This is a genomic window from Fibrisoma limi BUZ 3 (assembly GCF_000296815.2).
Lineage (GTDB): Bacteria > Bacteroidota > Bacteroidia > Cytophagales > Spirosomataceae > Fibrisoma > Fibrisoma limi.
In genome coordinates this window covers 383,294-404,658 of record NZ_CAIT01000006.1, presented here as the reverse complement: position 1 = coordinate 404,658, position 21,365 = coordinate 383,294, and the positions used below count along the sequence as shown (strand labels likewise).

At 56.2% G+C, this 21,365-nt stretch carries 13 protein-coding genes; 5 read left to right on the top strand and 8 right to left on the bottom strand.

The annotated features are described in order from the left end of the window. Positions 1-105: 105 nt before the first annotated feature. From BN8_RS09555 to BN8_RS09540, 4 genes are all read right to left on the bottom strand, one after another. The gene (locus BN8_RS09555; protein ID WP_009281645.1) at positions 106-1,638 is read right to left on the bottom strand and encodes a RagB/SusD family nutrient uptake outer membrane protein; all 1,533 of its coding nucleotides are present in this window, start codon (positions 1,636-1,638) and stop codon (positions 106-108) included. Between the two features lie 255 nt (positions 1,639-1,893). Next, positions 1,894-5,262, bottom strand: coding sequence for a SusC/RagA family TonB-linked outer membrane protein (locus BN8_RS09550; RefSeq protein ID WP_040005685.1), 3,369 nt, complete (start codon positions 5,260-5,262; stop codon positions 1,894-1,896). A gap of 135 nt (positions 5,263-5,397) precedes the next feature. Next, positions 5,398-6,261, bottom strand: a complete 864-nt coding sequence (locus tag BN8_RS09545) for a hypothetical protein (RefSeq protein ID WP_009281643.1) — start codon at positions 6,259-6,261, stop codon at positions 5,398-5,400. Between the two features lie 9 nt (positions 6,262-6,270). Further along, positions 6,271-7,530 (bottom strand): YdcF family protein, encoded by a 1,260-nt coding sequence (locus tag BN8_RS09540; protein WP_040005684.1) that lies wholly within the window; start codon positions 7,528-7,530, stop codon positions 6,271-6,273. A gap of 245 nt (positions 7,531-7,775) precedes the next feature. Here BN8_RS09540 and BN8_RS09535 point away from each other — a divergent pair, with 245 nt between their 5' ends. Further along, positions 7,776-8,393, top strand: a complete 618-nt coding sequence (locus BN8_RS09535; protein WP_009281641.1) for a 3-keto-disaccharide hydrolase — start codon at positions 7,776-7,778, stop codon at positions 8,391-8,393. A gap of 114 nt (positions 8,394-8,507) precedes the next feature. Here BN8_RS09535 and BN8_RS09530 read toward each other — a convergent pair whose 3' ends face one another. The 3 genes from BN8_RS09530 to pckA form a co-directional block, all read right to left on the bottom strand. Continuing rightward, positions 8,508-9,440: an AraC family transcriptional regulator gene (locus BN8_RS09530; protein WP_009281640.1), complete on the bottom strand. Its 933-nt coding sequence runs from the start codon at positions 9,438-9,440 to the stop codon at positions 8,508-8,510. Between the two features lie 336 nt (positions 9,441-9,776). Continuing rightward, the gene (gene fbp / locus BN8_RS09525) at positions 9,777-10,772 is read right to left on the bottom strand and encodes a class 1 fructose-bisphosphatase (RefSeq protein ID WP_009281638.1); all 996 of its coding nucleotides are present in this window, start codon (positions 10,770-10,772) and stop codon (positions 9,777-9,779) included. Between the two features lie 8 nt (positions 10,773-10,780). Then, positions 10,781-12,412, bottom strand: coding sequence for a phosphoenolpyruvate carboxykinase (ATP) (gene pckA, locus BN8_RS09520; RefSeq protein ID WP_009281637.1), 1,632 nt, complete (start codon positions 12,410-12,412; stop codon positions 10,781-10,783). A 141-nt stretch (positions 12,413-12,553) separates the two neighbouring features. Here pckA and BN8_RS09515 point away from each other — a divergent pair, with 141 nt between their 5' ends. From BN8_RS09515 to BN8_RS33215, 3 genes are all read left to right on the top strand, one after another. Next, positions 12,554-14,068, top strand: a complete 1,515-nt coding sequence (locus BN8_RS09515) for a helix-turn-helix domain-containing protein (RefSeq protein ID WP_009281636.1) — start codon at positions 12,554-12,556, stop codon at positions 14,066-14,068. A 208-nt stretch (positions 14,069-14,276) separates the two neighbouring features. Continuing rightward, positions 14,277-14,786: an SgcJ/EcaC family oxidoreductase gene (locus BN8_RS09510; protein WP_009281635.1), complete on the top strand. Its 510-nt coding sequence runs from the start codon at positions 14,277-14,279 to the stop codon at positions 14,784-14,786. 92 nt (positions 14,787-14,878) lie between these two features. Continuing rightward, entirely contained in the window at positions 14,879-15,028 is a 150-nt protein-coding gene (locus tag BN8_RS33215; RefSeq protein WP_009281634.1) for a hypothetical protein, read from the top strand. 79 nt (positions 15,029-15,107) lie between these two features. Here the strand turns inward: BN8_RS33215 and BN8_RS31635 are convergent, their stop codons facing one another. Beyond that, entirely contained in the window at positions 15,108-18,281 is a 3,174-nt protein-coding gene (locus BN8_RS31635) for an ATP-binding protein (protein ID WP_009281633.1), read from the bottom strand. Between the two features lie 267 nt (positions 18,282-18,548). On the opposite strand from BN8_RS31635, the gene BN8_RS31630 reads away from it, so the two are divergent. Then, complete coding sequence (locus tag BN8_RS31630; RefSeq protein WP_009281632.1) at positions 18,549-21,338, top strand: Ig-like domain-containing protein; 2,790 nt, start codon at positions 18,549-18,551, stop codon at positions 21,336-21,338. The last annotated feature ends 27 nt before the right edge of the window (positions 21,339-21,365 follow it).

Here is a 21,365-nt window from a genome sequence, read left to right as displayed (position 1 = left end):
GTGCGGTTGCTCACAACCTGCCCCCACGACTAAGCACGTTTTCAAATAAGAATGGTGGCACAGTCTGGAACCGTGCCACCATCAAGTAATCTACACTGAAGTTTATCAATACCCCGGATTCTGGTACATCCGCTCCGGATTCAGCTTCACCTCGTCAAACGGAATCGGGTAGTAGTAATCCTTCGTCCCGAAGTTCGACACCTTGGCCGTTCCGTAGTCGGCCTGGCTCTTGGCCTGCATGTAGGCAACCAGTTCGGCTGGGGTGAAGAACCGCAGCAGATCAAACCAGCGGTGGTTTTCGAAAGCCAGCTCGACGCGCCGTTCGTGCAGAATAGCCAGCTTCAGCGTCGGGAACTTACTACTGTAGGCCGGGTTGGTTTTCGCTACGTCATATTTCGGCAGTTTAGCCCGCTCCCGTACCATGTCCAGATACTGAATGGCCGTGGCTTCTTCGCCCAGGTACAGGTGCGTTTCGGCCAGCATCAGGATCACATCGGCGTAGCGGATCAGAATCCAGTCGTTACCACCCCAGCCGTTGGTGCCGGCCGCCGGACTCGTATCGCGGTACTTCGTGATGAAATAATCCCGAACGTTGCTGGCGTTGGCGAACTTGATAGAGAAATCCTTACGCGGATCGCCTTCTTCGTACTCCTTCACCAGATCCGGCTTCACATTTCCGCCCGAACCGGTCGTGACCCGCAGCGAGTTGATGTTCTCACCAGCCGCCTGGTTGCTGGCCGCGATGTTCGATGCGTAGTTCACGTCGCCCTGCCGGTACACGATCTGGAAGATGATCTCCGGGTTGGTCGATTTCTTCGACACATCGAATACATCCTGATACGGGATGTCCTTCAGCATCCCGAACGCCTTCTTGTTATAGGCGTTGGTCAGGTGCGTTTTCGCCTGATTCAGGTTTGCCGTACGGTTGGCCTGATCCAGCGTGGTCGCCATCGTCAGGTACACCTGCCCCAGCAGCGACAGCCCCGCTACCTTCGACACCCGGCCTTTGTTCGACACGGGCTGGTGGTCGGGCAGCGGACTGTTGACCACCTCTGTCAGGTCGGCTACGATCTGCTCGTAGACCTTTTCTTTTTTCTCGCGGAACGTATTGGCCTGCACCTCATCGGCGGAATTCAGCGGCCTGGTCACCAGGGGTACATCGCCCCATTTGCGAACCAGGTGAAAGTAGACCAGCGCCCGGATGAATTTTGCTTCGGCCTGGTACTGCGCTTTGGTCTGGGCATTGGCGAAGGTTACGTTCTCCATCCCGGCCAGTACCTGATTAGCACGGGTGACGATCTGGTACAGGGCCAGCCAGTGCGACTTCAGGTACGTATTGCTGGGCAGGATCGAAAAATCGTTGAACTGGAACGGTTCGCCCGCGTTCGACTGGTTGTCGTTCCGACCAGTATTGTCCGAGCGTTCTTCCGAAAACAGGCCGCTGCTTTCGGCAATGCCGTTGTTGTTACGCAGAGACTGATATACCCCGTTCAACCCAAGCAGTACATCGTTTTCGGAGCGGTAGTAATCAGCCGCGGATACGGCATTGGGGTCCGTCTGCACCAGGAAATCCTCGTTGCAGGAGGCCAGCGGTAAGAGTGCACAGATGCACAATACGCGTAAGAATGTATGGTTCATGAATGTAACGTCTTTTTGTAATCCACTAATTATGAAATGACTACCCAAGGCCTGGACCGTGATTATTCGTTGTCCTGCGGTCAGACCTACCGTTTCGCCTACTCGGTCTGACGGCACGTCTGACCGCTAAACGACTGTCTCGAATCTGCCGGTCAGACGTGCCGTCAGACCTACCGTTCGCCTACTCGGTCTGACGGCACGTCTGACCGCAAAATGGGTATTCCTGAAACCTGACCGCAGGTAGCCTGCGTCTTATCAGAATGTCAGTTTAACCCCTACGTTGTAGCCACGCGCCAGCGGGTACACCCCGTAATCAACGCCCGGCGTCAGGTTGCTGCCCGCGCTGGTCGTACCGCCCGTTGTGCCGGTAGCCGCATCGTAGTACGTGTTGTAGTTATAATCCACCTCCGGGTTGTAGCCTTTGTACTTGGTCAGCGTGAAGGCGTTGTTGATGTTCGCGTAGACGCGCAGACCGCTCACCCGCACTTTGCTCAGCAGACTAGCGGGCAGGTTGTAGCCCAGCGTAATGTTCGAGCACCGCAGGAACGAGCCATTTTGCAGGTAGAAGGTCGACAGACGGGTGCTGTTCGATTGCGTACCACCCCGCGACGCCCGGTAGATCTGCCCGTTGCCCGGCTGTGCTTCCGAGCGGTAGCGCTCCGTCACGACCGAGTACTGGTTGCCCGACGCTTCCATGTTGAATACGTAGTAATCCTGCCCGTCGAGCACCTGGTTGCCATACGTACCGTTGAAGGTTGCGTTGACATCCAGCGCTTTGTAGCTGGCCGTTACCGAGAAGCCATACGAGAACTTCGGATAGGGCGAACCGATTACGCGCTTATCGGCATCATTGACAACCCCATCGCCGTTGACATCGTCAAAAATCAGGTCGCCCGGGCGTAGCGGGTTGCTGGATGCCGTCGACCGGGGAGGTCCTTTGCGGACGTAGCCCGGGGTAAAGGTCTGCGTCGCGGAGTTATAATTGGCATTGTCCTGCGCGATGGCTTCCATATCCGACTCGCGCACCATGCCGACCACCTTGAAGCCGTAGAACATACCGATGGGTTGCCCTTCCTGCGTAATGTGCGTAATGTACGACCGCTCGGCTCCGATCCCGAAGATGGTGTTGGCCCCACCCATATCAAGAACCTTGTTGCGGTTCAGAGAGAAGTTACCGCTGAGGTTCAGCCTGAAATCACCGCTCGATATAGCCCGGCCGTCTACCTGGAATTCAAGACCTTTGTTCTGGATTTTTGAGTTGCGCAGGTTGGTCAGGATGCTCGAAGTACCCGATACGGCCGAAATCGGCTGGTTGAACAGCAGGTCGTACGAATTACTGATGTAGCCGTTGGCAATCAGCAGCAGGCGATTGTTAAACAGGCCAAGGTCAACTCCCAGGTTGTACTGCGACGTCGACTCCCAGCCTAGCCCCTGGTCTTTGATGGCACCGGCCCAGACGGCCGTCTGGATGGTACCGTTGCCGAACACCGTACCGCCGGGGCTGGCCATCGTTTGCAGGTAGTTGTAGTTCCCGATGTTGTAGTTTCCGGTCAGACCCCAGCTTGCCCGCAGTTTCAGCGTCGACGCATCGCCCAGCCAGTCCTGGTAGAACGGTTCGTTCGATACGGTCCAGCCGGCCGACACCGACGGGAAGTTACCCCAGCGGTTCAGCGGACCGAAGCGCGACGACCCATCGGTCCGGAACGCGGCCGTCAGGAAGTACTTTTCGTTGAAGTTGTACGTAGCGCGGGCCAGGTACGACAGCAGCGTTTCGTTGTATTTACGCGTTCCGTTGTTCAACGCAAAAAAGCTCGGATCAGCCCCTTTTGCCGTGATCTCCTGCACGCGGTCGTTCTGGAATCCCTGCGCCGTTACGCTGATGATATCGCCGGTCGTTTTCTGGGCCGTGTATCCCGCCAGCAGGCTCAGGTTGTGCGGACCAAACTGCCGGTTATACGTCGCGGTAAATTCCCCCAGCAGGTTCTGCGTCGACGTAGTAGCGGCCGTTGCCCGCGCGGCTGCAATGGCGGCCGGCGAATACGGCGGGTTGTTACCGCTGCTCAGGCTGGTCGGCAGGTAGTATTCGTATTTCTCGTTATACGTCTGGAAACCCAGATTGGCCCGAGCCGTCAGCCCCGGGATAATCTCGTAGCTGGCCGTTCCATTGATCGTGCTCCGCAGTCCTTTGCGGGTGATGTTGTTCTCGCGGGCCAGCGCCAGCGGATTCTCGATGGTCTGGTAGCCGAACTGCGGAGCTTTTGAAGCCGCTTCGTTTTTCAGCAGGTTGCCGTTATCGTCGAACGCCCGGAAGATCGGCATGTAGATCAGCGCCCCCAGAATCGGGCCCTGATTGAAACGTCCTTCCTGCACCTCCCGGCTGTTGGTCGACGTCACGAAAATGCTCGTTCCTACCTTGAACTTCTTGCTGATATCGCCGTCGATGTTGGCCCGTACGTTCAGGCGCTCCTGCCTGGTCGGGTCCAGGATGCCCTGCTGGTTCAGGTAGCCCGCGCTGATCAGGTAACGGGTAGTGGCGTTACCGCCCGAGAAGGTCAGGTTATGCCGATTAACGGGCGCGTTCCGGTACAGCACATCCTGCCAGTCGGTGTTGTATTGCGGGGCGATCATTCGCTGGTTCGCGAAATCGTAAAACTCGGTCGGGATCTGCACCGCACCCGCGTTACCTACGTTGCCCACCCGGGTTGCGTTATCGTCCGAAAAGTTGGCGTTGGTAAACGGCTTCCCGGCGTTCTGCATCAGGTCGCGGTACGTATTGTTGCGGGCGTCGATCAGCAACTCAACAAACTCAGTCGAGTTCAGCAGCTTCACCTTCTTAGCCAGTTGATTGATCCCGAACTGGTATTCGTAATCGATCCGGGCTTTGCCTTCTTTGCCGCGCTTGGTCGTAATGAGCACTACGCCCCCCGACGCCCGTGAGCCGTAGATAGCCGCCGAAGCCGCGTCCTTCAGGATGTCGATGCTTTCAATATCGTTGGGGTTGATGAACACGTCGTTACCGGCCGGAAATCCGTCGATCACGTACAACGGATCAGAACTGGCGTTGATCGAGCCGATACCCCGCACCCGGATTTTGGTAGCAATGTAGGGCGCTCCACTCACCTGCGATACCTGCACCCCGGCCAGCTTCCCGACCAGCGCCTGCCCCAGCGTTGGGGCCGTTACGTTCAGCTCGCGGGCTTTTACGTTGGCGATCGCACCGGTTACGTCGCTTTTCCGCAGCGTCTGGTAACCCACCGCCACCACTTCGTTCAACTGCGTAGCACTTTCGGCCAGTTGCACGTTCACCGTGGTCTGCGACGTAATGGGTACTTCCTTTGTTTCAAAGCCGATAAACGAAAACACCAGCGTAGCGCCCGACGCTACCTCGATCGAGAACTGCCCGTTCGCGTCCGAAACGGTGCCCCGCTTGGTTTGTTTTTCTACGATACTTACCCCGGCCAGCGGCTGATTGGCCTGGTCGGTAACGGTACCCGTGATGCGCGCCAACTGGCTGTCCGGCGCACCGGCGGCTTCGGCCCTCTGCCACAGTAACGGGCTCAGTGTTAGTAGTAAAGCAAGCAGATACCGTACGTATCCACTCCTACAACTTGCGTAAAGGTTCATAGTGCATTTTGAGTTGGTTAGAACTATAGAGCAAAAAGAGAATACGAGGAAGCACCGGGCCAGCATCCACCGGGTTTCTCGTAGGTGGATGCTCAACTGGTCATCAAAAGCGTCGGTTGCTTACTGCCGGCGTGGCTACCAGGCCAGTTTCATAAAATGTGCGTTGTTTGACCGGGAAGACGTAACGGAAATGCCCGTTGTCAGATCATCGAGGAGCGTGAATCCTTCCAGTTCATCGGCCTTGTCGACGTCGATGGTGTTGATCACGGCCTCCCTACCCGACTCGATGGATTTCGCCAAATCGACGAACGTGAAGCGCCACCGACGTCCTTCAATCTGGTTCTGAATCAGCACCAGTACGCCCTTCGACGGAATCCAGTGCAGGTTCTGCACCCAGGGTGAGCAGGTGAATTTTTTGACCACTACGCCCGCTTCACTGGTCTTCCTGGCGGTGCGCAATTTTTCGGGATCGTATAGCCGGACTTCGTTGCGCTTGTTGCCATAATCGGCCGTTGCGACGTACCATTTGTTGTTGTACCGAACGTATTCAGGGCGCGTTCCCTGAATGCAGGCATCGTCCTCAATGGTATTGAGCAGGTTACCATCCAGGGTGCCGGTGCGCAGCAGCCCTTCCCAGTTGATACAGTAAATCACCGCCCGCCAGGCCGTTCCTTCCGGATTCAACCGGATGCTGTTGCCCATGAACGTGGGACCGGTTCCGTTGTAGGCAATGCCCGTCGGGTGATTGATGACGTCCTTGCCGTTCTCAGTCAGTTTAATTTCCCGTTTTGTGTAGACCAGTTGGCGGTCCTTGACGTCGTAGATACGCATCATGCCTACCTCACGGTCGCCGTAGAGGTACGCCTTGCCGTTCAGGTAACTGACGCCCTGGCAGGCTCCCAGCGAATCGATGGTGGTCGAACTAACCAGCTCCACGTTCACATTAGCCGTCAGAAATGGCAGCGCACCCAGCAAACCAATCAATACAAGTGTTTTCATAGCGTTCGTTTATGGATCAAGCGGTTCGGTTGGGTTAATCTGAAGCGATTCCAGCAGCGGGTAAAACTCGGACTCGGTATCCGACAGGCGTTTGCCGTTGCGGTACGGAACGTAGCCCAGCTCCTGCTGACACCGTTTTTCGAGTACTCCTTCCGATATGTAATAGCTCTGCGACTTGGTAGTCGACGTCAGGCAGGGCTTATCGAACGGCATACCGTACCGGAAAATCAGCCGGGCGCAGTTGCGCATATTCGTGGTCGTATGCCGGGCGTGAGGTTCGATGATAATGGCATCTTCGGGAATCCCCATGACTGCCATCAGGTAGCGCTTCATTTCAAAAGCCTCACTGAATCGGGTCTTGTAGGGATGTACGCGTCCGCCCGACACGACCACAAACGGGGCCATTCCCTCGCGGTACCGCAGGGCCGCCACCCGGCAGCGCAGCATCCCCGACGCACTGAGCGGAACCGTCGGGTCGTCGGGACCGGCACCAGGCACCAGAATGACCGTGTAGGGATACTTGCTCCAGTTCACCTTGGCTACCTTCTCGTAAGCGGCCCGGTTTTCGCCGGTTGCCATCGGCTCAAAATCGGCCGCGTGTTCGCGCTCGTTAATTTCCAGAAACCGCAGGGCACTGGTCAGCGACGGCTCGAAGAACAGCGTCGAGTTTCGGGTTTCGTCCCAAACGGCCTGCGTACAGGCGTTAACCAACTGGGCGTAGCGGGCGTCCCTGACATTAAACCCGATGGAATCAATCGCGGGGTAGTTCGGTTTCTGCCCCTGGGCATAAACACCAATAGCGAAGTTGATGCCGGCAGCGTCCTGCTCCCAGGCTTTCACCAGCAGTTTGTCGGGTGACAGGTTCTTGTGCAGGTAATACGTGCCCGAGGGAATGAGGTGATCGGTAACCAGCTTCCCCAAAGCATTGCTGGGGCTATAGAGCCGGGCCAGTTGACTGCCGATTGTCTGGATGTCGTCGGGCGAAAACTTCATCCGCTCGGTGTAACACCGGCTCTCGGATTTACACTCGCTCAATGATGTTTTTAACTGCTGCACTTTAGTACGGGCCAGTCGGACCAATACCGAATCCGTCTTCAGCAATGTTCTGGCTTCTTTGTTTGCCTGGATTAACGCAAGCAGGTAATAATTTTTAGACTCAACACTATTATTACCCTGAATAATCCTATACTTCTGACTAGGTGAGAGATGCTGGGAAAGGGAGAAATAAGGAATTGAAAAGAAAAGAAGTAACAAAAGTCGTTGCTTCATAAGCGCTGAAAAGAAAGCACAAAACAACAGCCTGTAAATTACTTGAATGTTATGACAGTGTTTCGATATTGTTGTCTTTACGTAGCCTACACACATGAAACTATGTGGTAATCAGCGCAATGCAACAAATTCCCGGTAATTTTCCGGGTTTATTTTGGCTTTTCTCAACAACTAATGAAGCTACTTAGTAAGAGTTTTAGCCCTAAAGCGTTGGAAAAGCGAAAAACGAACGGTAGTTTTTGTTCATGATCCGATTATTCCTTTTCCTGCTCCTTTTGCCTGCATTATGGCAGCACGCAACGAAACCCTTGCCCCTGTTCGATGGCCGCAGCTTCCAGGGCTGGGAGGGCGATACGGCAACGACCTGGCGTATTGTCGACGGCGCACTGGTAGGTGGCTCATTGACGACGACGGTGCCCCACAACAATTTTCTGTGCACGCGCAAGTCTTACGATGATTTTCAGTTGACACTGCAGGTAAAGCTCGAAGGAACGGGCTTTGTGAACGGCGGCATCCAGTTCCGGAGCAAGCGGGCGCAGAACCCGGCCTACGAAATGATCGGCTACCAGGCCGACATGGGCGATAAATTCTGGGGGTGCCTGTACGACGAATCACGCCGGGACAAGGTGCTGGCTGGCCCCGACTCAACCGCCCAGCGCAGGCTCGTAAAGACTAACGACTGGAACGACTACCGGCTCCGCTGCGAAGGCCGACACATCCAGATCTGGATCAACGGCCAGCAAACCGTCGATTATACCGAGCCAGATCAGAACATCCCGCAAACCGGCATCATCGGATTGCAGATTCACGGGGGCGGCAAAGCCCTGGCGTCGTTCCGGAATCTGATGCTGGAGGAGTTGTAAGATTTTTTTGCACGGCACCTTGCCCCTTCAATTGCACGCTTACAATCTCTAGGCTTTACCAGACAAGATAACCCTTTCGTCGACACTCTAAGTAGTCGAAAATTGCTGTCAGGATTACAGCGAAATCAACTGCTTGCGGTACTGCGCGGGCGACATGCCCATTTCCCGACGGAACAGCTTCATGAAGTAGGTCAGGTTATTGAAGCCGCATTCCAGACTGATGTCGGCCAGACAACGGTTGGTCGTGCGGAGTAGTTTGGAGGCTAGTGCGATCCGCTGCTGATTGATGTAGTCGACGGGCGTCATGCCGAAGGTCTGCTTGAAGGTCCGGTAAAAATTCGGTTCGCTCATGCAGGCTTCGTCGGCCAGCTCCCTAATGTGCAGACTCCGGCTCAGGTGTTTGTTGATGTACTGCGCGACATGAGCCAGCCGATTTACGTTCGCGTACGACGCCCCGGAACTCAGCAGCAGGGTCCGGGCCTGGGTTTGCATCAGACGAACCACTAACTCCTGCAACACCAGATTAGCAATAACCTCCTTAGCCCGGTTGTTTTCCGTAAAAATGTAAATCAGGCGGGAAATGAGGTGATAAATCGGTTCGTCGTTGGTCAGGTAGAAATTGGTCTGTCCAAACTGCCAGCCCTGGGGCGTATCGACCAGCGGCACCTGATCGTTCAGCAAATCAGTCACCTGCCGGACCTTATCGGGAGCGATGGCCAGGGCCAGGCACTGCGTCGGGTTCTGGGTCTGCGCTTCGGGAAAGTCGATGCGCATGGTTTCCTCGCTGGGTACGATCACGGATTCACCGGGTAGGAAATCAAAAGAAGGAGTACCGGGAAGGTGCATCACTTTTTTGCCCCGGATCATACTGGCCAGCACTGGACTATTGAAGGTAAGCTCGACCTGTTCGGCAACGTGATGCGTTTCGTAGATATTTAGTTCGGCCGTATCGATCGTGTAAGCCGTCCGGTTTTCTACTTCCTGTTCCAGTCGCCGGGCGGTCAGGTGGCGGGAAATATCAAAGGTCGGTGTCTGTACACGCTTCATGTGAAAGGCCGGGTTAGTATTCCATCGATTGCTGATGAATAGCGCTTAGAGCCTAAAAATAAGCGTTTACCTCCGTAATAAAAATAAAAAACGTTATAATCTTTATTGGTATCGCCAAATACGTTACGCTGCCTCTTTAGTCTGATACCCTGTTGATTAAACCCAATTTACCCGCTGGAATTAACCAGGCTTACTACAAAAACCGAAAATCAGCCAGGCGATCCATTGGCGTATCAGGACGAAGCAATACGTACTGGGGTTGGTGTCAGGTTCGGAACCTGACACCAACCCCAGCCCTGTAGATCACCCACCGCCAGTAGGGCATGAATTGATGACTTACTCGCGATACGACATGGCCTCATCGATCATATCCAACGACCCAATGTACAGCGGACTTCGCTGGTGTAACGTCCGCAGGGGCACATCCAGGATACGCATCCGGCCGTCGGTAGCGGCTCCGCCAGCCTGCTCAACCAGGTAGGCCAGCGGGTAGCATTCGTACAGTAACCGCAGCTTGCCGGTGGGCGTTTTGACCATCGGTGGGTACAGGTAAATCCCCCCTTTGAACAGGTTTCGATGGAAATCAGCGACCAGCGAACCAATGTAGCGGGCCGTATAACGCTGGTTCCGGCAGGTGTTCAGGTAGCTTTGTATCGGCTTCGGAAAATCAATAAAATTGCCTTCGTTGCACGAATAGATGGTGCCGCTACGGGGCGTTGTGATACGGGGGTGAGAAAGAAAAAACTCGCCCAGCGACTGCTCGTAGGTAAACCCATTTACGCCCGATCCGGTGGTGTACACCAGCATTGTTGAGGTGCCGTAAAGCACGTAACCGGCCGCGATCTGCGTGTGACCACCCTGCATGAAGTCTTCCTGAACGGCCAGCGAATGCACCGGACTGACGCGTCGATAGATGGAGAAAATCGTACCGATCGATACGTTCACGTCAATGTTCGACGACCCGTCGAGCGGATCGAGTGCTACTACGTATTTGCCGTGGTTGTTGCCGGTGAAGATGATCCCGTCTTCTTCCTCCGAGACGATGGCGGCCACCTCGCCCCCGTTCCGTAACGCCCGCAGAAACCGGACATGAGCACTCACGTCGAGCCGTTGCTGACGTTCACCGTGCAGGTTCTCGGTACCGAACGCCCCCGTAATGTCGGCTAACCCCGCCCGGTTAACCTCGCGGTTCACGATTTTGGCGGCTAATGCAATGTCGCGCAGCAGTTGCGACAATTCGCCGGTGGCCTGCTGGAAGTGATCCTGGCTCCGTTTGATAAAGCGGTCGAGCGTTACGCCGACCGGCGTGGCAATGGTATCCTCATTAACCATAGGGCGAATTAAAAAGCGTGAGACACCTGATTTATAGTAACTACCTGACTATCTGCATATTTGCTAAAATTCACCTGAAAGGCATCCTGTAGTCTCAGGGCCTGCTCCCGATAAGCAACCGGATCAGACCACGACAGCTCCGGCCGCAGCAGTTCGGCCGGTACGTCGGGGCAGCTTACCGGAATCTGCACGCCAAATACGTCGTGGTTCTCAACCGGTACGTCGGTCAGGTCGACGTTCAGCACAGCCCGCAGCAGCGCCCGGGTATAACGGAGCGAAATGCGGCTCCCGATTCCGTATGGCCCTCCTACCCAACCGGTGTTCACGAGCCAGACCGTCGTGTTGCTGCTGCGGAGTTTATCGCCCAGCAACTGCGCGTACCGCTCAGGAGCCAGCGGCAGGAAAGCCGCACCAAAACAGGCCGAGAACGTAGCAACCGGCTCGGTCACTCCCATCTCCGTACCGGCCAGCTTGGACGTGTAGCCCGACAGGAAATAAAACATGGCCTGCTCAGGCGTCAGTTTCGATAAGGGAGGTAACACGCCAAACGCATCGGCGGTCAGGAAAAAGATAGTGGTTGGGGGAGCCGCTACCGAGGGGATCAGTGCATTATCAATATAGTTCAATGGGTAAGCCGTGCGGGTGTTTTCGGTAACCGAGCCATCCGAATAATCGACTTCCTGACCGTTGGGTCGGAAACGGGTATTTTCGAGAATGGCACCGAACCGAATAGCGTTGTAAATCTGCGGCTCCTGCCCGGCGCTTAGGTTAATCACCTTGGCATAGCAGCCACCTTCAATATTGAACACTCCCTCGTCGGACCAGCCGTGTTCATCATCGCCGATGAGCTGGCGACCGGGATCGGCCGAGAGCGTCGTTTTGCCGGTTCCCGACAGCCCGAAGAACAGGGCCGTATCCGGTTTTCCGTCGCGCCCCTGCTGGCCAACATTTGCCGAGCAATGCATGGACAGTACGCCGTGCTCCACCGGCAGGATGAAATTGAGGGCCGTAAAAATGCCTTTCTTGATTTCGCCCGCGTAGCCCGTTCCGCCGATCAGGATCATCTTTCGGCTAACATCAACGATGGTAAAGTTTGCTTGCCGCGTCCCATCCACCTCCGGATCGGCTTTGAACTCCGGGATACTCAATATGGTCCAGACGGGCTCAAAATCAGCCAGTTCCTCGTCTGTCGGCCGAATGAACAGGTTATGGCAAAACAGGTTCTGCCAGGCTTTGGTCGTCACGACGGCAATCGGCTGTCGATAGGCAGCGGCTGCCCCTGCATAGGCATACCGGACAAACGTTTCCTTTCCTTCCAGAAAGCGCAGCATACGAGTGTGCAACCGACCAAAGGCGTCGGCATCAAACGGGCGGTTGATGTCCCCCCAATCCACCTGGTTCTCTGTCGTGTCGTCGCGCACGATGAATTTATCCTTAGGCGAGCGGCCGGTGAACTGCCCCGTATCGCACATCAGTGCCCCCGTACTGGTCAGCACCCCTTCGTTTCGGGCCAGCGCCAGTTCGACCAGCCGCGACGGCTGTAGGTGCAGAAAGACCTTCCGACAGGACGACAAGCCAAGTTGCCGAACTGGCTCAATGGTTACGGTGTCCATAGACCGGATAATGGTAGTGTTTAACATATAAAGGTTGTTTGTTGATGAAGAGCTGTGTTGCAACAAATGTATTTTTGCGAATTGATATATTCAAGCGAATATTCGCTAATTTATCATAAGTTCGCTAAGTAGTATATTTCAGCTACCTTTGTCCAAACGATTTGTAGTATGATTTCGGCAACTGAGCGCGTACGGGTAATTTTTGGCTTAAAATTGAAGCAACTCCGGCAGGATAAAGGATTTCAATTGTACGAGTTAGCCGATAAAGCCGGCTTGTCACCGTCGTATCTCAATGAGATTGAAAAAGGAAAAAAGTATCCAAAATCAGAGAAGATATTTGCGCTAGCCGACGCGCTTGGGACCGACTATGATACGTTGGTTTCGGTTAAGCTCAGCAAACAACTTGAACCCATCGCCGAACTACTCAACTCTAACATCCTTAGCGAGTTACCACTTGAACTATTTGGCATTGAACCCGCCGATCTGCTGGAACTGCTGTCGCAGGCTCCGTCGCGGGTCAGTGCGTTCATCAGCACCATTATCGAGATCAGCCGTAACCACGGCATGAACGTCGAGCAGTTTTATTTCTCCGCACTACGATCGTTTCAGGAACTCCACAACAACTATTTTGAGGACATCGAATCCGTAGCCGCTGACTTCCTCAGCCAACATACGGGGAACAACCAACCGACGGAACCACCGTTTGGTGAGTCAAGTCTTCGGCAGATTCTTGAAGCAGGATACAATTACCGTATTGACGAATTTACGGAGTTGGATTTTCCGGCGCTGACTGGCATTCGGTCGCTGGTGCTGCCGGGCTCCCCCACGGTGCTTATGATAAATCAGGCGCTGGAGCCCCAGCAGCGAGCTTTCACGTACGGTCGTGAGATTGGTTTTCGGGTAATGCAACTTGCCAACCGACCGCTGGTTTCGTCGCAGCACGAAGCCGAATCGTTTGAGCAGGTCCTGAACAACTACAAGGCGTCGTATTTCGCCGGAGCAATTCTAATACCCCGGCACATGCTGATTACGGGTCTGGCAAGCTTCTTTGTCCAACCTACCTGGGAGCCCCAGATGCTTCTGAATCTCATGTACCGCTTTGACGCAACGCCCGAGGTATTTATGCACCGGATCAGCAACGTCATGACGAGTCATTTCGGCATCGATCAGTTTTTCTTTCTGCGCTTTGACAACGCTCTGGCCGACAACCGCTTTACGTTGGCGAAGGAATTGCATCTGGTCAAACATCAGGCTACGCACGGCACCATCTATGAGCACTATTGCCACCGCCTGGTCTCTTTGACGCTGCTTCAGGAGCTTGCCCGGCAGCAGCAGACAGGCGTCTGGAACGGGCAGCCACTTTGCAGCGGGCAGATTGCAGCATACATGGATACCGGCAATCAATACCTGATGCTGACCATCGCCAAGCCCTCGCCCCCGCGGGTTGGCTACAACAGCAGCGTTACGCTTGGTTTCGCGATTAATGAACGATTGCGTGCGCAGATGCGCTTCCTCGACGACCCGAACCTGCAACATCGGGCCGTAAACGAAACCTGCGAACGATGCGGGGCTCTCGACTGCCTGGAACGGGCCCATGCTCCTGTACTCTGGAAAAAACAACGGCGCAACGAGCAGATCAAACAGGAGCTTGCATCGTTGCGAGCCGGGTTGCCGGCCACATAAGGCCTGAAAAGCCACGTATCGCTTTGTGTACACCCAAAGCCAGCTCCATCCGGTTGAGGTACGCTGTCTACCTTTGGGGCTGAGCCTCCACCGTCCTGATGCGGTTTCGCGTATGTACCATAAACACGTTTACCGCTAAGTCAAGAATGCGATACGCAGGGTGGTAGATTGCGTAGCTTTAAGCTGTTCACCTTCTTTTGTATGGCCAATGAAAGCCTCTCGGTTAGTCAACCTTCTTTTTAGTCTCTGCTGCCTGTTCTCCCCCCTGTCCCTCGCTGCGCAAAGTAAGGCCGACACACTCGCCCTACAAGCGATTATCGCCGAAGAAACCAGTGCCTGGAATCAGGGCGATGCAGTGGCCTATTCACGCCATTTTGCTCAGAACGGTACGTTTACCAACATTGCGGGTATGTTCATGACGGGGCATCCGGAGTTTCTGAGTCGGCACGAGGTTATTTTCAAGGGAATTTTCCAGAAAACGACCCTGCAACAAAGCATTGTGTCCCTGCGCTTTATTAGTCCGGATGTGGCTACGGTGGAAACGCTATGCCGGGTGAGCGGATTTACGGGCTCCGGACCAGCCGTTCCGGCACAACTGGATACAAAGGGGCGCCTGCATACCCGACTACTCCAGGTGTTTGCCCGACAGGCTGGAGCCTGGCAAATTGTCAGCTACCACAACGTAGACGTAAAGCCCGGCGTACCGATACCTGAGTAGGCCAATTCCCCTTCGGGAACGCAAGTACCAGCGCTTTCTTCTGACGTTGGGTTTCTGGCCGAGGGCGGAGGAATGCCAACTGATCCGGGGCTTTGTCCCAAAGCGTCACTTGGCGGGCAGCCTGTGGACCGCACGTCCACGTAGCTCAGGCACTAAGCCTGAAGGTAGTCGACCAGCGGGGCCCGCTGGTTGATGAGCTGGTGACGCCAGTAGCTCAGGCCATGGAGGTGCTGCGGGTGTGAGAAGCGGCTGGCCTGTTACGTGGCCGTTACATCGACCCGTGAAGTCCTCCCCTGCGTGCGAAATCGACGCTGCCACAGATTACACCTTGAGTGCTTTAGGCGAATACCCGAACTGCTCCTGAAATAATTTAGCAAAGTATGACTGCGAGCTGTAGCCTAATTCATAGGCAACCTGGGCCACATTAAATTCACCCGACTGCAAAAGCTCGGCCGCCCGATCGAGCCGGACGCGGTGAATAAACCGATTAGGAGTAAGCGATGTAAGCGCGGTTAGTTTGCGATGAAGCTGGGTACGGCTCATACCAGCTTGTTCGGCCAGCCAGTCGACATCCATCCGGTCGACTTCATGCAGGTTAGAGAGGATGTGCTGGCGTAGGGTATTAATAAACCGCTCTTCCCGATCAGACGCTGGAGTAGATGAGGTAGCCTTCAATGCGGAAACTGCCTGCTCTGTAAATCGCTGCTGCCACTGCTGACGAGTGCGGAGCGCATTGCCCAGCCGCAGGTTTAATTCGGCTAAGCTGAACGGTTTGCCCAGGTAGTTGTCGGCCCCGGCCTGCAAACCCACCAGTCGACTGTCGGGTGAGGAACGGGCCGTGAGCAGTACGATGGGAATATGGCTGGTCCGGTCGTCGGCTTTGAGAGTTCGGGTAAGCTCATAGCCGTCCATTTCAGGCATCATCACATCGCTAACGATCAAATCGGGAATCTCCGCAATGGCCATCTCCAGCCCTTCCCGACCTGTAGCGGCCGTAGCAATCCGGTATTGTTTAGACAAATACGTAGCCATCTGCATCCGGAGGTCGGAATTGTCTTCCACCAGCAGCAGCAAAGGCTTCTCGCCAATCGACGTATCGGAATTTTTAGCCGGCAACGGACGATTCCTGGCCGCGGTTCCCAGTGGAACGGTTTGGCGTTGCGCTGTCTCTGGCGCTGATTGGCTGACCGGCGCTGCCTGCCTCTGCGGATTGTCGCGGTCTGAGTCAGAGGTTGTGTCTGTTTCGTTCAGTTGCTGGGCATACGGGTTCGTGATGGGCAATTCGACGGTGAAAACGCTGCCCTTCCCTTCGTCACTCTCGACGGTCACGCGCCCTCCGAGCCAATCGGTCAGTTCCTTCACCAGGGCCAACCCAATGCCGGTTCCAGAGTAGGCGCGGGTTGAGCCGGAGTCAACTTGATAAAACCGGTCGAAGATATGCGTAAGCTGCTGCGCCGGAATGCCAATACCCGTATCGGCCACGCGCAGCACGAAACGGTCGGGGGCTACAATACGCCCCGATACGTTCACCTGCCCGCCTTCGGGCGTAAACTTAAGCGCATTCGACAGTAGGTTATACGCAATTTTCTCCCATTTGTCATCATCAAAGCTGTACACCAGTTCATCCGTACCCGGATCGCCCTCCCAGGTCAGGGTTATACCCCGTTGTCCGGCCAGCCCGTCAAACTGGGCAGCCACCTGTCGGATAAACGCTACCGGATCGCCCAGTTGGGGATGAGCGTCCAGTTTTCCGGCATCCAGCCGCGACATATCGAGCGTTTCGGTGATTAGCCGCAGAAGCTGATGAGCGTGCCGCTGAATGGCATCGGTTTGTTGCTGCTGCGTGGCGTTCAGGGGCGTATCAACGAGCTGCTCGGTTGCGTTGAGGATGATGGTCAGGGGCGTCCGGAACTCATGGGTAATGTTGGCGAAGAAATTACTCTTCATAATGTCCATCTTCCGAAGGGTTTCGGCTTCGAACTCCCGGCGGGCCAGTTCCTGCCGAAGCCTACGCCGGCGGTTCCAACTTCGGATGAGCCAGAATCCCGTAACGCCCAGCACCAGAATTGTCAGGCTAAGAAACCAGGCTGTTCGCCAGAACGGCGGCTCCACCTGAATTCGAATGTAGGCCACCTGAGGGTCCCAGCCGCCCATAGGTCTGGCCCGATTAAGCGCAAAGGAGTAGGTACCGGCTCTAAGCTGGTACGTAGCGTGTCCGTAAGTATCGCTGTAAACCGCCCACTGCGAATCATGGCCATCGAGTTTATAACGGTAGTTCGACGATACAACCCCAACCTGAGGCAGAAAACGCAGCGACAGAAAATCACCTTCCTTCAGGTAAATAGAAGCCTGCCCCGACGTATCGCGCCTGAAGCGCTCTTCCCGTTGCTTTTCGTTCTGGACGAGCCGGGTACCGTTAATTGATACGTCGAGAATATTCAGTGGAGGAACGGCCCGCAGCCGACCCAGGTCATACGCGTACAGTTGCTGCCCCGCATTCACCCAGAGCCGGTTGTTGCCCAGCCGTTGCCCCTGGCTGACCCAGATACTGATCACTTTTTCGGCTGGATAGGCAAATTCCAGCCGTTGCAATTGATTCTGTGGGTTCATCCGGAAAACCAGGGTACCCACAGAAAAATAGGCGTTCTTCTGACTGTCAACGACAATCTTATTGGTCCATAACCGACTGGTTGGCGTGGGAAGCGGCAGGTCAACTTGCCGAATCTCTCCCGACGACGGATTGACAACAGCCACTTTATTGTACAGCCCCAGTACGAGTTCTCCACTTGACCGGACGCGCAGGGCGGTGATGGGATTATCCGCCTGAATGCGGAGAGGGCCATCCTTATCAAAGTAGCGCCGAACCTGGCGGCTGACCGGATTAACCGAGTACACCCCCGTGGAAGTCCCAGCCCAAAGCATACCGTCGGAACTTTGGTCAATGCTGTTCACCTCCGTTTTGTCGAGTAAAAACGGCTCAACGGAAAGAGTGCGGGGATCGACGCGCAGCAATCCGGTCTGTATCCGGCCAATCCAGAGGTGATCGTGCCGATCGACAAACAGCGTTCGGATACCGTCTTTGGCCAGGAACTCCCGCACCAGCCGGGTGGTGTCGGAAATAAACTGGATTTGCTGGGTCTGTGGGTCAAAATAAGCCAGCTTACTCTCATCGTTGCCGAAGGAATAGCGTAACCAGACCCGCCCCCGACTATCGGTAGTTACCCGGCCCAGGGCATCGTCCTGAGGGTGCCCCGGGGCATGGAACACGCGCAATTGCCGACCATCGTAGCGGATCACACCATTAGACGAGCTAAGCCACAAATTCCCCCGGTTGTCCTGAGTCATGAACGCACTGAACAGATTGATACCGGGCGGTTGCGTAAGCGTGCGTTCAGCCGGGGGCAGCATGAATTGCTGGGCTTTTAAGGGTGGCCCCGTTAGTACGCTGCCGACCAACAGAGGGCTAAGAAGTAAAAAGCGGAATAGGAGCATCATGAGGCTGACATGACTACTCCGAAGGTACTAAAATATGTTGGAAAGTTTGCTGACTTGGTATAATTCTGGCCAAAATGGAACAATCCTGGTAGACTTTGGCCCCGGCTGTGGGCTAGGTTTGCGCAGCTTAATTACGCTCTATCATCATGCTCTTAATACATCTTTTTGTCCGACCAGCTGCTCGTATGACCTCAACGCTGCTTTGTGGGCTGCGCCTAGGACTGCGGGGTCTTTCTTCCTTCTCCACTTTTGTTTCCAACTAACTCAATGCAACCAACGTTACCTTATCGACTCCGCATCAGCGCCCGGACGCTGACCTTACTTTGTTTGACCTTGTTGGCAGCGCTGCTGCCCTGGAGCGGGCAGGCCCAGTTCTGCCCCAACGGCACCACCGTAGCCGGGGGCAATGGTATAGGCTCCGCCCCCAATCAGTTGAGTTTTCCAGGCGGGCTGTTTGTGGACAGCTCGGGCAATGTCTATGTGGTTGATACTAGTAACGACCGCATCCAGAAGTGGGCCCCCGGGGCCAGTGCGGGGGTGACCGTGGCCGGGGGTAATGGAGAAGGCTCCGCTCCCAATCAGTTGTTCTCTCCATATGGGGTGTTTGTGGACATGTTGGGCAATGTCTACGTGGCCGATGCTAGTAATAACCGCATCCAGCGGTGGGCCCCCGGGGCCAGTGTGGGGGTGACCGTAGCCGGGGGTAATGGAGAAGGCTCCGCTCCCAATCAGTTGAATTTTCCAACTGGGCTGTTTGTGGATGGGTCTGGCAATGTCTATGTGGCTGATAATTTCAACCACCGCATCCAGAAGTGGGGCCCCGGTGCAACATCCGGCACTACGGTCGCCGGGGGCAATGGTCTAGGCTCCGCCCCCAATCAGTTATTAAGTCCAAATGGGCTGTTTGTGGATGGCGCGGGCAATGTCTACGTGGCTGATACTGGTAACGACCGCATCCAGAAGTGGGCACCGGGAGCCCTATCCGGCACCACAGTGGCTGGGGGTAATGGAGCAGGCTCCGCCCTCAATCAGTTGGATTTTCCAACTGGGGTGTTTGTAGACGTGTCGGGTAATGTCTATGTGGCTGATTATGATAACTACCGCATCCAGCGCTGGGCACCGGGTGCCGGTACAGGGGTGACCGTAGCCGGAGGCAATGGACAAGGCTCCGCCCCCAATCAGTTGAATCGTCCAAGCGGGGTGTTTATGGATGGCGCGGGCAATGTCTATGTGTCCGAGCAATTCAACCACCGCATCCAGCGCTTTTCGCCTGGTACCGAAGTCGGTATCACCAACCAGCCCCCCACCAGCCAGAGCGTCTGCGCCGGGGCCTCGGTCACCGCGTCGGTCAGCACCAGCGGTACCGTCAGCGCCTACCAGTGGTACAAGGACGGGGGTGTGGTCAGTGGCCAGACCTCGGCTACGCTCTCGCTGCCCACCACCACCACGGCCAGTTCAGGCAGCTACTACGTGGTCGTCACAAGCTGCAACAGCGTTACCTCCACGGCCTTCAACCTGACAGTTCAGCAACCTACGGTCAGCATCAGCCCCTCGGCCCCGGCCATCTGTGGGGGCCAGACCGCCACGCTCACCGCTTCCGGTGCCGATACCTACCGCTGGAGTACGGGTCAAACCTCCCCCGCCATCAGCGTCTCAGCCACCGGCACCTACTCGGTGACGGCCACCACCACGGCCGGCTGCTCGGCCACCGCTGCGGCCAACCTGACGGTCAACCCCACTCCCACCGTCAGTCTGTCCAGCAACGGCCCTCTGAGCTGCTCCCAGACCAGCGTCAGCCTCACGGCCCTGCCCGCCGGGCTAGGCACTTACACCTTCAGCGGACCCGGCCTCAGCCAGAGCAGTGACAACAACGCGGCCAGCGTCAGCCAGCCCGGGACCTACTCAGTGACCCTTACCTCGCCCCAGGGCTGCTCAACCACCGCGACCACCACCGTCACCGGTGCTACGGCCCTTACTATCACCCAGCCCCCCGCCAGCCAAACCGCCTGCGTGGGCACTTCAGTTACCTTCGCCGTGCAGGCCCAGGGACCTCAGGGCCTGACCTACGCCTGGTTCAAGAACAGCGCCGACGCGGGCCAGCCTGTGCTGGCTACTACGCCCACTTATACCGTCAACGTCAACGAGGGTGGCAAGGCCGGCCGCTACATCGTCCGTGTCTCGGCCGAGGGTTGTACCAGCCAGCAGGCCGAAGCCCGCCTGACAGTCAACCAGCGACCGGTGGCTCCCCCACCCACCTCCACCCGCCGTCAGCTCTGCCCCAGTGAGGGGCCGGTTGAGCTCAGCCAGTTCGTCAGCCGCACCAATGCCAGCTACCAGCTCCGCTACAGCACTGAACAGGGCCAAGTGCTCACTGGCTCACAGGTGGTGTTGGCTCAGGCCGGCAGCTACGCCTACCAGGTCAGCCAGGTGGACCCGGCCACCGGTTGTGAGAGTGTGCCCACCCGCTTCACGCTGACAGTCAACGCCACTACCCAGCTCCTGAGCGTCCCCCCGGCACAGAGCGTGTGCGCGGGCAGCGATCTGACCCTGACGGTACAGGCCAGTGGCACTGCTCTCAAGTATGAGTGGTTCCGCGGCAGCGTGGCCACTGTCAACAAGCTGCCCGACAACCCCAGCAAGCAGACGGGCACGACCACCAACAGTCTGAAGCTGATCAGGGTGAGCCAGAGTGAGACCTACCTTGTACGCATCAGCGGGGAGTGTGGGGTGGTTACCTCCGAGCCCATCGCGGTGACGGTGCAGAGCTGCCAAGCCCGGCAGGGGGCAGCCGAATCACCCGAGGTGGCCTTGCAGGTGGTGGTGCTGGGCAACCCAGTGATGGGGGAAAGCGTGGAGGTGGACGTACGCGGAACGCAGGGCCAGCCGCTGAACCTGCAGGTGGTTGATCAGCGAGGTCGGCTGGTTGATGGGCGTCAGCTCAACGTAGCCCGGGCCGTGGAGGTGGTGCGGCTGCAGGTAGGCCAGGCAGCTGGTCTGTATCTGTTGCAGGTAGCCACGCCCACGCAGCAGCAAACGGTGAAAATACTCAAGCGATAGCTACTCGATGGCTCGTCCCGGCTCACT